Below are 14,211 nucleotides of genomic sequence, written 5' to 3' on the forward strand. Positions count from 1 at the left end.
TTTTTTGTTTCTATACTGTAAGTTATGAATAATGGCACAAAAGTAAGCATTTATTTTGAATATCCTAACTTTGTGAGCACTTCATTACTAATATCTATCTTCGGCGACGCAAAAATAATATTCGGAGAAGAAGCTCTATCGATAACCATCATGTAGCCTTTGTCTTCCGAAATCTTCTTAATGGCATTATAAATATCGTCTTGAATAGGCTTCATAAGACTTTCGCGCTTTTTGAACAACTCGCCCTCAGGGCCGAAATACTTACGGCGCAATTCAACGACCTCCGTCTCCTTATCACGGATTTCCTCTTCTCGTTTTACCTTCATTTCCTCGGTAAGAAATACCAAATCCGATTGATAGTTTTTATACATTGTTTTAGCTTCGGCCGCCTTGTCGTCACACTCTTTTTGCCAACGTTGAGACACTTGGTTCAACTGTTCGTTGGCCATTTCGTACGAAGGAATATTTTTGAGTATATATTCCATATCGACCAAAGCATACTTCTGAGCTACCGACAACGCAGTAAAACCTAATACCGCCATCGCAAAAAGAACTATTCTTTTCATATCGTTATTCTATTTAATTAAACATTCCCGTTTCAATAAACCATATAACATAAAACACTTTCTAAAAAATAAAGATAGCGCGATTCTGCCAAATCGCGCTATCCTTTTAGAGCATTTAACACAAACGTATCTGTTTTTTCACAAATTAAAATTCCTGACCTAAGATAAAGTGGAAATGGCCACCCCCTTTCTCTCCTTGTACTTTATCGAAACCATAAGCCCAGTCGATACCCATCAATCCGATCATCGGCAAGAAGATACGAACGCCCACTCCGGCCGAACGTTTCAACGAGAAAGGATTGAAGTTTTCGAGCGATGTCCACGCATTACCGCCCTCGACAAAAGCCAAACCATATATCGTAGACGAAGGCTGCAACAAGAACGGGAAGTGCAACTCCATCGAGAACCGGGTATAAGCCCGACCGTCGGAATAGGGCGTAAGAGCACCGTTATCATAGCCCCTCAACCCGATTGTTTCCGTAGCATATGTATAAGACCCGGTCATACCGTCGCCACCCACATGGAATGTTTCGAAAGGCGTTTGCTTATACTTGTTATACGACCCCAACAATCCGAAATCGGCACGTCCCATAAGCACGAGTGTATATTTTTCGGAGTTATTCAACGGGGTATATACACGGCTCTTGAATTTTATTTTATAATATTCTATCCAGCGATATAACTCTTCTCGGTCGGCTCTCGACGAACTCTCATAGAGGCTCTTGTAATCTTTCTTAGAGAATAATGAATAAGGAGGAGTAAATTGAGCCGATAACGTAAATTGAGAACCTCGACGTGTATAAATGGGATTATCTATCGAACTTCTACCCAGCGTCAATCCCAACGTAAAACTGTGAGAAGTACCGTTCTGCATATAGTACAGATACTCCCAATTTTTAAGAATATATGCCTGATAGCCCAATTCTGCCATAAAAGTAAAATAGTCATCGGGCCACTCCAAACGTTTCCCGAATCCGAAGGAAACCCCGATCATCTGCAAAGACTTGTTCGGGTCTAAGGCATTTTCATAAGCATTTTGATAATAATCGTCATAATAGGAGTTACCCAAGTAGCTGTTTCCCCAGTAACCTCCATACAAAGAATTATTGTATAAACTGTTGTAGCTTCGGCTCAAAAAAGAACTTTCGATACCGGTCTGACGGCTATAATAAGCCGAGAACTGGAACGAGTTCGGACGTTTCCCTCCGAACCACGGATCATAAAACGAAATACTATACTGCTGATAATAACGTGCATTCGTTTGCGCACTGATCGTAAACGTTTGCCCGTCGCCCTGCGGAATGATACCTTTAAACGATTTAGGGTTGAGCAAATTCTTGATGGAGAAATTCGTAAACTTCAAACTAAGTTTTCCGATAACACCCGTCTGCCCCCAACCGGCCGAAAATTCGATTTGGTCGTTGGCTTTCGATTCGAGATTATAAACCAAATCGACAGTACCATTTTCTTCGTTCGGTTCCGGTTTTATATCCATTGTCTCAGGATCGAAATGTCCGGTTTGAGCTATTTCACGAGCAGAACGCATCAAGTCCGATTTACTGAACAGCTCTCCCGGTTTCGTACGTAATTCCCGACGGATAACATGCTCATACAAACGGTCGTTACCATTGATGACGACCTTATTGATACGGGCCTGCGGACCTTCGAACAAACGTATCTCCAAATCGATGGAGTCGTTCAGCACATTGCCCTCGATAGGAACCAACTGGAAGAAAAGGTATCCTCTGTCCATATATAAATTGGCAACCGCATCTTCATCTTCCATCGTTCGCTTGTTCAGCATTTTCTGATTATAAACATCGCCCGGCTTCATACCCAATACAGCCGAAAGATAATCCGACGGATAAATCGTATTGCCTACCCAGTCTATATTTCGGATATAATATTTCTTTCCCTCATCGATTGTCAGGTAAACATCTACCGTTTTATCGTTATACCGCACCACACTGTCGTTTACGATAGCGGCATCCCTGTATCCCAACTCGTTATATTTCTCGATAATCAGATTTTTATCGTTCTTATAATTCTCTTCGACAAACTTTTTCGTTCGGAACAAATGAAGCAAATTACCCTTTTCATTGGTTTTTTTCATAGCCCATTTTATTTTCCTATCCGACAAAACCTCGTTCCCGTCTATATATATCTTATGGACCTTAACTTTCTCTTTCTTATCCACATAAATATCGACGATCACCTCGTTCTCATGGGTCAGGTCATCGGTCTGTTTTATGTTCACCTCTGCATTCTTAAAACCCTTTTCCTCGAAATGTTTTTTGATAATCGTCGTGGCACGATCCACTATATTGGGAGTTATCTGGTTTCCCTTGACCAACCCCAAGCGCATTTCCAAATCTTCCCGCTCACTTTTCTTAATCCCGTGGTAATTTATTTCCGAAATACGCGGTTGTTGTTTCAATTGTATTTCGAGCCATGCCTTATTGCCATAAGCCTTCGTCCACTTAATCACGACATCGGAAAACAAACCTTGCCTCCAAAATTTTTTGGCAGCCTCGGTAATGGCATTACCGGGTATTTCGATAACCTGTCCTACTTCCAACCCAGAGTAACCTATCAATACATAATCCTCATAATTGGGAGCCCCGGTAACCGTGATACCGGCAATCTCATATTTCTGCGGAATGGCCGAATAAACGACCTTCGGATTATATATCGTATCGAGTTTCTCTTCATTCTGTGCGGTCACAGCCTGCACACAAAAAGACAAAAACAAAAAAACAGCCAAACTTTTCAAAGGCATATAATATCGCATTTTCAATCTCTTTTTCTTCATTTATAGTTGTTCGCTCGTTTTTCCGAAACGACGTTCTCTGGCTTGATATTCGACAATGGCTCTATAAAGGCTTTCGCCGGTAAAATCGGGCCAGTATTCTTCTGTAAAATAAAATTCGGCATACGAGAGTTGCCACAACAAAAAGTTACTGAGTCGTATTTCTCCTCCCGTCCTAATTAACAAATCGGGATTAGGCATATTCACAGTTGTCATAAACTCATCGACAGTCGTTTCCGTAATGTCGTCCACCGACAATCTACCCTTTTGAACCTCCTGTGCGATACACCGGGCCGCGCGAGCGATTTCCCATCGGGAAGAATAGCTCAACGCCAAGTTCAAAACAATACGCTCACCTCCCGACGTATCACGAATACATTTCAATAACCGTGCTTTCACATCAGATGGCAAGCGGTCCAAATCGCCGATGACCGACAAACGGACTCCCTTCTCTACCATTCCGGGAGTTTCCCGCTCTATACCAAAAACGACCAAAGCCATAAGAGCATCGACTTCCGCTTGCGGACGATTCCAATTTTCCGTCGAAAAAGCATATAAAGTAAGGTATTGCACCCCTACTTCGGCAGCTGCATCCGTTATCTCATGAACGACATCAAGACCTTTGCGATGCCCCTCCGAACGGTCCAGCCCACGCTCCTTAGCCCAACGCCCGTTGCCGTCCATAATAATGGCAATGTGTTTGGGCACACGAGTTAGATTTATCTGCTCTACGTAAGTCATTCCTCTTTCAACGATTATCGTTGTTACAAATTTCTTTTTTACGGCCGAATTCATACGTGATTGAAAACAAAGTCGTCGAAAACCAATCCGTATTTTTCAGCACACTGCTTTCTATATGGTAAGGATCTGCGAGTGCCTTTCCGTCGAAACTGTCTCCCAACGTTTTGTGCATGGCAAACTCCAAACTTATATTCCATCTCGGAGCTATTTTATATTTAACCCCGGCTCCCAAAGAGGCATCGAAACTCACATAACCGCCTCCGACAGTCGAATATCCTACTCCCACCCCCGCCAACAAATATGGAGAAAGCCGTTTCGTTCCCAGATAAGAATATCCCATTCCATAATTAAAGAAATTGAATTCTATCTGTCCTCCCAACCGATATTGCCAACTCTCAAACGAGTAATCACTTCCGTTTGGGAAACGATTGTCAAAATCACGGGTATCGCCTGAAAACTGCATGGCTGAAATATCGGTCTTTACAGCCCACCGATAATTCAACAAAAAACGGAACACTCCGCTTATCGCAGCACCCGGCCGATGCCACGGCGAAACCTGATTGGCATCGCCCATATAACAACTTATTCCACCCGCTATCCCCGCATCATAACGGAAATCCTGTGCAGATAAAACAGCTGTACTACTCATTATTATCACTATAATCGGAATTATTTTTTTCATGCGTGTGCCATTTTTACGAGCCTACATACATAAAACGAAATAAACCGATGAAAAGTATCTTTTTTCTTCAAAACACTCATTATGGTATCGGCGGATATCTCAACCTACCGATTGCTCCTCGCCATATTTCATTATAAATATCACCGGAGTTATTTTCCCCTCCAAATATATAAATATAAGGAATCTGGTAATCGCTCGTACGAGTAACCGACATAGCCGGGACCCTCCGAATAGGCATAAACTTCCACAACGAAGCCGCGCTCCGAGAGGTAAAGTCCGCATCGACAACCATCACCGAAGCAAAAGCCCGCGGATTGATATAGGTAGGCATAGCCAACGACTGAGGAGCCTTGCTCCACGTATTGCCGTTATTTACCGAAACATATACCGAATCGGCTACCCCGGCAGCCTCGCGCCCCCCGATCACAATCCACGATGTGTATTGCGTCGTTATCCAGTACTCACTGGTCGTAAAAGTGAAATACGGAAACAGAATGGCCCCCTCGCACGGTTTTATCGAGCCTTGTAATTGAGCCCAAGCCTCACCGTCATATCCCCATGTCGCACCGGTCAGATTATCGTCGGCCATTCGTCCGCCCACCATAATGGACTGGGGAGAATCCAAATCATACTCCGACACGAATGTCACCATAGGGCTACTGCCCGTAATGGGGAAATTAGCAGCTGTCGGATAAGGCACAAATCCGGCAGGACGAGGATAGCAATCGTGTTTATAAACACCGTTCTCCGACACGACACCCAACAGTCTCGACTTCCACGTTCCTACCAACGAATAAAACGTTTGCCCGGTCGAAGCCCAATCGACGCCATTTTCCGACCGATATAGCTCGCCGGTTTGCGAAAGCATATACAAAGCCTCATCGGTAGCTTGTAAAGATTTCAAATCAGGAGTAAACGATAATGACAAAGGCTGCGGTGTCCAGTCGTCGGCATAAGGGTCTTCCGCCGTATATAATGTACAAGTCGAATTAGAGACTATGAAAGATTGAACTTTCCCTTTATAATAAACGGCTTTTTGCGCATCGACCGTTGCCTGACTGCCACACGGTAAAGGCCGAACGCCGAACATGGTATTCCAATACAATGAGTCGGGGTCGATTTGATGGACATTTACCTTAACGGAATACCACTTCACGGTCGTACCGTTTTGAGCCGTCACCTCCAACGAAACTTTCGACGTAAAATCAATAGAATCGGTAGGATTGGCAATGTAGTCTATCGTATCGTTCTTGGCAGGATCGCCTTTGTCCATATAAATCTTAGCCTGTGCGACGTTATCGAACGAGATATTCGCAATCAATGCGGAAACATCGGTTCCGACAGGTAAAGAATCGGCATTATAAATCTGGCCTTTATTCAGGTCTATCGTAAAGAATATCGTATCTAAATGAGCTAACACCGAGTCATTGGCCGCCAAAGAAAAACCGGAAACCCGTACGCTCTCCGATACAGTATATGATATAACATCATCTTCGGTCGAATTACACGAAATGCCGGATAAAAATAAAGCCGCTATACACAGAAAAAAATATATTTTTTGCTTCTTCATTAACTGATATGAGTTACAGGTTTGCAGTTACAATCGGCAAATTTAGCAACATTTTTTTCTTTGTACACTACAAACACCGATAATTATAATTATTTATGGATAAACCGATTCACATACATCGATTTCCCAGTTCAAAAATAAATAAAAAAAGAGAGATAGCCGTTTCATTTTAGACGAACCGAATAATTGACACGGCAAATAATCCGTTTTTACCTATTTTCATACCAGTCTATTTTTGCTTTGCCACAATATTCAGAGCACACAAGCATACCCTTTACGACTGGTGCGGCAACTCCATTCCCCAGAAACATCGGCCCGGTTTCTACTCTCGTTTCGTCCCAATATTCCGAATCTAAAAACGACTGTAACAATACAGCCCCCCCCTCTACCAAAAGATGTTGTATGCGTCGACGGTATAGTTCGTTCAACAAACCGGGTATTAAATCTTTCCCGAAAGGGAGGCGAATAACTTCGACAGAATCGGGTAAAGCCGGATAAACAGTATCCTTCGCCGTAATGACGAGCGAAGGCAATCCATCTGTAAACACGTGCGAACCAGACGGAACGCGGGCATGTTCGTCGAGAACGATTCGCAAAGGTGAACGCCCGTACCACAAACGGGTAGTCAGCGACGGATTATCGGCAACTGCCGTGTTCGTCCCCACCAATATGGCATCTGCTTCGGCCCGCAAACGATGCACCCATACAGACGAAACATCGTCCGAAATCCGAATGGCAGGTTCTCCCGGTTTCCGAATCCGGTCGATATAACCGTCCCGACTCTGCGCCCACTTCAAAGTAACGAAAGGACGCTCATCGATTTGGCAGGTCATAAAAGTTCGGTTCAATGCCTTACATTCTTCTTCCAATACCCCAGTGACAACTTCTATACCGGCCTCCCGCAACCGGGCGACACCTTGCCCCGACACCTTCGGGAACGGATCGAGGCAGCCGACAACGACCCTCGGTATCTTCTTTTGGACAATCAAGTCGGCACAAGGAGGAGTTTTCCCGTAATGAGAACAAGGCTCCAAAGAAACATACAATGTACATTCCGGCAACAGTCCTGCATCCCGCACCGAATTTATGGCATTCACCTCGGCATGCGGTTGACCGTAACACCGATGATACCCCTCTCCTATAATTCGCCCCCGATGTACGACGACCGCACCCACCATCGGATTGGGTGACACGCGTCCTCGACCCAGAGAAGCCAACTGCAAACAACGGCGCATGAAAACGGCATCCATATCTGTTTTATCCATATTCCGATTTTTTTAATTAAAGCCCGATTTGATCGGTGTAGTTTTTCTGCACGAAATATCTATTCCCAAAAATCAAAACAGTTTCTTAACTTTGCATGGATTTACAAATATCGACCGACCCATGCAACAAAGTATCGATCTGTTACGGCGCAAACTGGGAGAAATCTATCCACCCGGAGAAATCATCGGATTCACCCGAATGATTTTCGAATCCCTGTGCGGCTATACCCCCACCGATATTCTGCTGCACAAAGATACGATTTTATCCGAGGATATACACCGTAAAATCGAACGTATAACCGACAGGCTCTCGCAGCAAGAACCCATTCAATACATTTTGGGATATACCGATTTTTGCGGGCGGCGTTTCGATATTGCCCCCGGAGCCCTCATTCCCCGCCCCGAAACAGAAGAATTGACAAGACTCGTTATAACGGAAAACTCCGGTCAGCCCTTGCGCATAGCCGATTTGGGAACCGGAAGCGGTTGTATTGCCGTTACTCTTGCGTTCTCGTTGCCCGACAGCAAGGTCGAGGCATGGGACATCTCGACAGAGGCTTTGGAAATTGCACAGTGTAACGCCCGAAAACACAATGCCCATGTAAACTTCTTTCAACGGGATATTCTCCGTTACGATGTATCAGAACTACCAGAGGAATCATTAGACATCATCGTCAGTAACCCGCCCTATATCCGCCGATGCGAGAGCCGGTCCATGAGTGCCAATGTGCTGGAATACGAACCTCATATAGCCCTGTTCGTCCCGAACGAAAGCCCTCTTCTGTTCTATGAAAAAATAGCTATGGACAGCGTTCGGCTTTTATCCCCCGGAGGCAAGCTCTACTTCGAAATCAACGAGGCACAAGGCGAAGCATGCGCCCGTATGTTGGAAGCAGCGGGATATAAGCACATCAGAGTCATCAAAGACCTGTATGAGAAAAATCGATTCGTTTCTGCTATAAAACCCATACGACATGGCTAAAACACTAACTCCGCCCGAAGCCCTCCACCGAGCGGCCGCCCTCTGCTCTTCATCGGAACACTGTATAGCCGACATACGGGAAAAGCTCTCCCGATGGGGTATCGGAGAGCCGGATGCCCGAACAATCGTCGAACGACTCGTGCAAGAAAGATTCATCGATGAAGAAAGATACGCCATTGCTTTAGCCAAAGACAAATTCCGTTTTTCCGGGTGGGGACGAATAAAAATCCGTTATGCCCTGCAACAGAAACGAATCGGGAATAGTGACATCGTCAATGCCTTATCTCTCATCGACGAGGAAGCATACACGACCCACCTCGCCGACCTGCTCGAAAAGAAATCTCGTTCGATTAACGACGAAGATGTCGAGGTTCGACGCTCCAAATTACTTCGTTTCGCCGCATCCCGAGGGTTCGAAACCGAATTAGTTTTTCGCATCCTTAAAGAAATCGAATCATGAAAACGCCCCCGCTCCTCAAAGATTTCATCGATTTGTTCTTTCCCCGGCTCTGCCCGGTCTGTCAACGGGCGTTGAACAGGAATGAAGAAAACATTTGCACCACCTGTTTGCATCGATTACCGCGCACCGGTTATCACCTCGACCCGCTCAGCCCGATGGCACAACTTTTTCTCGGAAAAGTTCCCATTGAAAAATGTGCGGCATTTTTCTTTTTCTCCACGCCGAGCAACGCCCGGCAACTCATACACCACATCAAATACCACGGAGGAAAACAATGCGGTTTCACCTTAGGGAAAATTTACGCGAACGAATTGCTGCACAGCGGATTTTTCGACGACATAAACGCGTTGGTTCCCGTCCCCTTGCATCCGGCGAAATTACGCCGCAGAGGATACAATCAAAGCGAATGGATTGCTCGGGGAATCGAACAAGTCACCGGAATCGAAGTCTGTACAGAATGGTTATACCACTCCCAAAACACTAAATCGCAAACCGGGAAAAATATTTACGAACGTTGGCTGGACACCCGCACCGCTTACGAAACGGACTCAGAGCTCGATTTATCCGACAAGCATATCCTGTTAGTCGACGACGTTGTAACCACAGGTGCGACTCTTCTGGCTTGCGCACAGGCACTCTATCTCCACGGGAAGCCCCGAATCAGCTGTCTCACACTCGCTGCGGTACTATAAGACGCTGTTTTAAATTTATTCCGAGACAGATTGAGATCTATGTTGAAGCAGATTGGAGTCCGAGATACGCAGTCAATAGCGGGCTATTGACAAAAATCAAGGGATTCTAGATGCGAGACAGGGGCTCAATATGGCCGGAACATACCTGCTTGCAATGATAATATTATTTCTCTATAAATTTAAAACAGTGTCTAAATATTTTCATATTTTTCACCTGCCATTCGACCGTTTATCTGCCATTTTTCTTACCTTTGTATTTTAAAATTCTAAACATTATTCGTCATGAAAACGGTAGAACGATTACTTGCTGAAAAACTATTAAAAATCAGTGCTATCAAACTACAACCCGAAAATCCTTTCGTTTGGGCATCGGGCTGGAACTCGCCCATATATACCGACAATCGCAGAACACTCTCCTACCCCGAAGTCAGGACGTTTATTAAAGTAGAGCTCTGCCGGGTAATTATGGAAAACTTCGGTGAAGTAGATGCCATTGCAGGTGTAGCCACCGGAGCAATCGCACAAGGGGCGCTTGTCGCCGAAACCTTAGGATTACCTTATGTTTATGTACGCTCCGCACCGAAAGACCACGGTTTGGAAAACCTCATCGAAGGAAATTTAAAACCCGGTCAAAAAGTAGTTGTCATCGAAGACCTCATCTCTACCGGAGGCAGTAGCTTAAAAGCAGTCGAAGCCATACGAAACGCAGGCTGCGAAGTAATCGGTATGGCCGCCATCTTCACCTATGGATTCCCCGTAGCGGCCCGCAAATTCAAATCGGCACAAGTCGAATTGATTACATTGAGCAACTATAATGCAATGCTCGAAACCGCATTGGAAACCAACTATATCAAACCCGAAGACCTTGAAACATTGCAGGAATGGCGTAAAGACCCGGCAAGCTGGCAAGGTCCCAATAACAACACGCCTTCGGTATGACAAGTTTCGAAAGTAAAACGGTACGAATAGCCCACTCCTCCGAGCGGGTCTTTGAATTGCTTTCCGACCTCTCCAACCTCGAAAGGTTCAAAGGAGCCTTGAATGCTCCCGGAAACGAAAAGCTGAAAATTACAGGTTACGACAAGGACAGCCTCTCTATCGAAGTGAGCCCCATAGGATCTATCACTTTCAGAATCATAGATCGGGAACCCAATAAAACGATAAAGTTCGAAGCCGAAAACTCCCCGCTTCCTCTCAATCTGTGGATACAGCTGGTCTCAACCGGAGAAAACGAAACGGCATCGCGTATCACGGTCAAAGCAGAACTTAACCCTTTCATTAAGCCGATGGTCTCCAAGCCATTGCAGGAAGGTGTTGATAAAATGGCCGATATGCTTGTCATATTGCCCTACGAATAAAAAGTTATTTTAATTTTTTCATCTGACAGTAAAAACGTAACTCGAATGGCGCAAAAACTTTGGGAAAAATCGGTACAAGTCGATCGGGACGTCGAACGGTTCACAGTCGGGAAAGACCGGGAAATGGATTTATATTTGGCTCCTTTCGATATACTGGGATCGCTGGCTCATATCTCCATGTTGCAATCCATCGGGTTGCTTACCGCCGAGGAACTGAAACAACTCACCGAAGAGTTACGAAACATCTATCGAGATACCGAAACCGGTAAATTCTTAATCGAAGAAGGTGTCGAAGACGTGCACTCGCAAGTCGAACTCTTATTAACCCGCAAATTGGGCGACATCGGAAAAAAAATCCATAGCGGACGCTCCCGTAACGATCAAGTATTGGTCGACCTCAAACTCTTCACCCGTTCTCGCTTGCAGAATATCGTAAAAAAGACAGAGAAACTATTCGATACCCTCATCGCCCAAAGCGAGAAATACAAACAAGTACTCATGCCGGGGTACACCCATTTGCAAGTCGCTATGCCCTCCTCTTTCGGACTATGGTTCGCCGCCTATGCCGAAAGTCTGGTAGACGACCTCATCGTCATGCAAGCCGCCTACCGGGTGTGCAACCGCAATCCGTTAGGGTCGGCCGCAGGATACGGCTCTTCATTCCCGCTGAATCGTACGCAAACCACCGATAGCCTCGGGTTCGAAACGATGGATTACAACGTCGTGTACGCTCAAATGGGACGAGGGAAAACCGAGCGTATCGTAGCCTCCGCTATCGCATCTATTGCTGCGACTCTCGCTAAACTGGCATTCGACGCCTGTCTGTACAATTCGCAAAACTTCGCCTTCATTAAATTACCCGATACCTTCACGACCGGTTCGAGTATCATGCCCCATAAGAAAAACCCCGATGTTTTTGAATTGACACGAGCCAAATGCAACAAGTTACAAGCATTACCCTATCAAATCACACTCATCGCCAATAACTTGCCATCGGGTTATTTCAGAGACCTACAAATCATTAAAGAACTGTTCCTACCCTCGTTCGACGAATTGGAAGAGTGCTTGGACATGGTCGACCTCATGATTTCTCAAATTGCCGTCAATGAGCATATTCTCGACGACAAACGATATGATTATATGTTCAGCGTGGAAGAAGTAAACCGGCGAGTACAAACAGGTACACCTTTCCGAGATGCCTATAAACAAGTGGGATTGGAAATCGAAGCCGGGAAATTCTCCCCCGACAAGCATATCCATCATACCCACGAAGGCAGCATCGGTAATCTGTGTAACGACCGCATCACGGAACTCATGCGAAAAACGATCGACTCTTTCGACTTCGCTCGTACCGAAGCGGCAGAAGCTCGACTCTTGGGTCGCTAATAAATTATCGTAGACGAGCTTTTCATAGCAGTAAATCGAACTGCTTCTAAACATACGACAATTATGGAATATAAACCTCAACCGGACCGCTATACCAACGGAATGCTTTATCGCCGATGTGGAGACAGCGGCATACAACTACCCGTCATATCCCTCGGATTTTGGCACAACTTCGGGAACACCGACTGTTATGCCACCGGATTGGAATTGGTCGAATATGCATTCGACCACGGAGTATGCCACTTCGATTTAGCCAACAACTACGGCCCCCCGGCAGGCAGTGCCGAAGAAAACTTCGGGCGCATGATGAAACAAAGTTTCACCGCACATCGCGACGAAATGTTCATTACGTCGAAAGCCGGGCACGAAATGTGGCCCGGCCCCTACGGAGGATGCAGCTCCCGCAAAAATCTCATGGCAAGTATCGACCAAAGCCTGAAAAGAATGAACCTCGACTATGTCGATCTCTTTTACAGCCACCGATACGACGGAATTACCCCCATCGATGAAACCATGCAAGCCCTCGTCGATATCGTCCGGCAAGGCAAAGCCTTATACATAGGACTATCCAAATATCCGGTCGACAAGCTATTGTATGCTTTGAACTACTTGCACGATGCCGGCGTTCCGTGTTTGGCCTATCAAGATCGCTACAACATGTTCGACCGTCACATAGAAAAAGAACACCTGCAAATTTGTATGGAAAAAGGCATCGGGGTAGTGGCATTCTCCCCGTTGGCACAAGGCATACTCAGTTCCAAATATCTGAACGGCATACCGGCCGATTCACGAGCAGCCCGTCCCGAAGGTTACTTGAAACAATCCGATGTCACTCCGGATAAAATCGCTAAGGTAGCCCGCCTTCGGCCAATCGCAGAACAAAGAGGACAAAGCATATCGCAATTGGCGATCGCTTGGATACTACGCCGCAAAGAAATCGGTAGTGTAATTATCGGAGCCCGTAACCTCGACCAGTTGAAAGACAGTTTGCATGCAGTGGACAATTTGTCCCTCTCACCGTCCGAAATAGAACTCATAGAAAACATATTGAAATGAAACGAACAGGCAGCATTCTCATTCTCCTCCTTATCACAATCATCGCTACAAGCTGCGACGGAGGCGACCGCGACCGCATCCCAGCTGCCGCCGTCCGGGTAGAATTTGCCAACCAAGCCATGTGGGACCAATACGGTGTAAGCGGTAGTTTCATACACCGCCGGTTCATTCTCAACCAGAAAATTCCGGCAGGATTTCCCTACACCCTATCTTCGGCCACAGGATACGGAGGGCTCATGCTTATTACTAACGAACATGGTGTGCCCTACGTCTACGACCTCTGTTGTCCCGTAGAAATCAACTCCAACATAAGAATCGAATTCGACGAGAACAATCTTTGCCTAAGATGCCCCAAATGCGGTTCCACCTACGACATCACCACAGGAGGTCCCATGACAGGGACGGCAAAAGACGGTCGTTATTTCTTGCAAAGTTACAATATAGCTCCCTATGGCTCAGCCGGAGGCCAGTTAATATACCGTTGATATCGACTTTTAGCTAAGAACTCCACCCCTGCTTTAATGTAAACAAGAGGAGAAAAGTTAAGAAATACAGCAAAAACACGACTTAAAATTCCCCTCCATCGGGCGGGAAAGTCTCAAATAAAACTTTCCATTAGATTTTCGAGCCGTAATTTTGCAAAA

The 14,211-nt window shown here is 45.6% G+C and carries 14 protein-coding genes; 8 read left to right on the plus strand and 6 right to left on the minus strand.

The features are described from left to right. Nucleotides 1-50 precede the first annotated feature (50 nt). From NBH06_RS12870 to ribD, 6 genes are all read right to left on the minus strand, one after another. On the minus strand, nt 51-566 hold the full coding sequence (locus NBH06_RS12870) for an OmpH/Skp family outer membrane protein (RefSeq protein WP_195330273.1): 516 nt from the start codon (nt 564-566) through the stop codon (nt 51-53). Between the two features lie 145 nt (nt 567-711). After that, the gene (locus tag NBH06_RS12875; protein WP_008862386.1) at nt 712-3,345 is read right to left on the minus strand and encodes a BamA/OMP85 family outer membrane protein; all 2,634 of its coding nucleotides are present in this window, start codon (nt 3,343-3,345) and stop codon (nt 712-714) included. Nucleotides 3,346-3,378: 33 nt separating this feature from the next. Then, the gene (gene uppS, locus NBH06_RS12880; protein ID WP_008862387.1) at nt 3,379-4,116 is read right to left on the minus strand and encodes an undecaprenyl pyrophosphate synthase; all 738 of its coding nucleotides are present in this window, start codon (nt 4,114-4,116) and stop codon (nt 3,379-3,381) included. A 7-nt stretch (nt 4,117-4,123) separates the two neighbouring features. Continuing rightward, nucleotides 4,124-4,798, minus strand: a complete 675-nt coding sequence (porG, locus tag NBH06_RS12885; protein ID WP_008862388.1) for a type IX secretion system protein PorG — start codon at nt 4,796-4,798, stop codon at nt 4,124-4,126. A gap of 79 nt (nt 4,799-4,877) precedes the next feature. Further along, nucleotides 4,878-6,368, minus strand: a complete 1,491-nt coding sequence (locus tag NBH06_RS12890) for a DUF6242 domain-containing protein (RefSeq protein WP_250794659.1) — start codon at nt 6,366-6,368, stop codon at nt 4,878-4,880. Between the two features lie 209 nt (nt 6,369-6,577). Next, on the minus strand, nt 6,578-7,633 hold the full coding sequence (gene ribD / locus NBH06_RS12895; RefSeq protein ID WP_250794662.1) for a bifunctional diaminohydroxyphosphoribosylaminopyrimidine deaminase/5-amino-6-(5-phosphoribosylamino)uracil reductase RibD: 1,056 nt from the start codon (nt 7,631-7,633) through the stop codon (nt 6,578-6,580). A gap of 121 nt (nt 7,634-7,754) precedes the next feature. Here ribD and prmC point away from each other — a divergent pair, with 121 nt between their 5' ends. The 8 genes from prmC (at nt 7,755) to NBH06_RS12935 (ending at nt 14,052) form a co-directional block, all read left to right on the plus strand. Further along, nucleotides 7,755-8,615 carry a peptide chain release factor N(5)-glutamine methyltransferase gene (gene prmC / locus NBH06_RS12900; RefSeq protein ID WP_250794664.1) on the plus strand — a complete coding sequence of 287 codons (861 nt, stop codon included), beginning with the start codon at nt 7,755-7,757 and terminating at the stop codon, nt 8,613-8,615. After that, nucleotides 8,608-9,075, plus strand: coding sequence for a regulatory protein RecX (locus NBH06_RS12905; protein ID WP_250794666.1), 468 nt, complete (start codon nt 8,608-8,610; stop codon nt 9,073-9,075). Before prmC ends, NBH06_RS12905 begins: the two co-directional genes overlap by 8 nt. Then, nucleotides 9,072-9,767 (plus strand): ComF family protein, encoded by a 696-nt coding sequence (locus tag NBH06_RS12910; protein ID WP_250794669.1) that lies wholly within the window; start codon nt 9,072-9,074, stop codon nt 9,765-9,767. The genes NBH06_RS12905 and NBH06_RS12910 overlap by 4 nt, the downstream gene beginning before the upstream one ends. A gap of 282 nt (nt 9,768-10,049) precedes the next feature. Continuing rightward, a complete protein-coding gene (gene pyrE, locus NBH06_RS12915) occupies nt 10,050-10,706 on the plus strand; it encodes an orotate phosphoribosyltransferase (RefSeq protein ID WP_008862394.1) in 657 nt (218 codons plus the stop codon). Then, the gene (locus tag NBH06_RS12920) at nt 10,703-11,125 is read left to right on the plus strand and encodes an SRPBCC family protein (protein ID WP_021892311.1); all 423 of its coding nucleotides are present in this window, start codon (nt 10,703-10,705) and stop codon (nt 11,123-11,125) included. Before pyrE ends, NBH06_RS12920 begins: the two co-directional genes overlap by 4 nt. Nucleotides 11,126-11,170: 45 nt before the next feature. Continuing rightward, entirely contained in the window at nt 11,171-12,511 is a 1,341-nt protein-coding gene (argH, locus tag NBH06_RS12925) for an argininosuccinate lyase (protein WP_250794672.1), read from the plus strand. A 63-nt stretch (nt 12,512-12,574) separates the two neighbouring features. Beyond that, nucleotides 12,575-13,567, plus strand: a complete 993-nt coding sequence (locus tag NBH06_RS12930; RefSeq protein WP_250794674.1) for an aldo/keto reductase — start codon at nt 12,575-12,577, stop codon at nt 13,565-13,567. Then, a complete protein-coding gene (locus NBH06_RS12935) occupies nt 13,564-14,052 on the plus strand; it encodes a hypothetical protein (RefSeq protein ID WP_250794676.1) in 489 nt (162 codons plus the stop codon). Before NBH06_RS12930 ends, NBH06_RS12935 begins: the two co-directional genes overlap by 4 nt. Nucleotides 14,053-14,211: the final 159 nt, after the last annotated feature.

It is taken from the genome of Barnesiella sp. B2-R-119, assembly GCF_023656675.1.
GTDB lineage: Bacteria > Bacteroidota > Bacteroidia > Bacteroidales > Barnesiellaceae > Barnesiella > Barnesiella intestinihominis.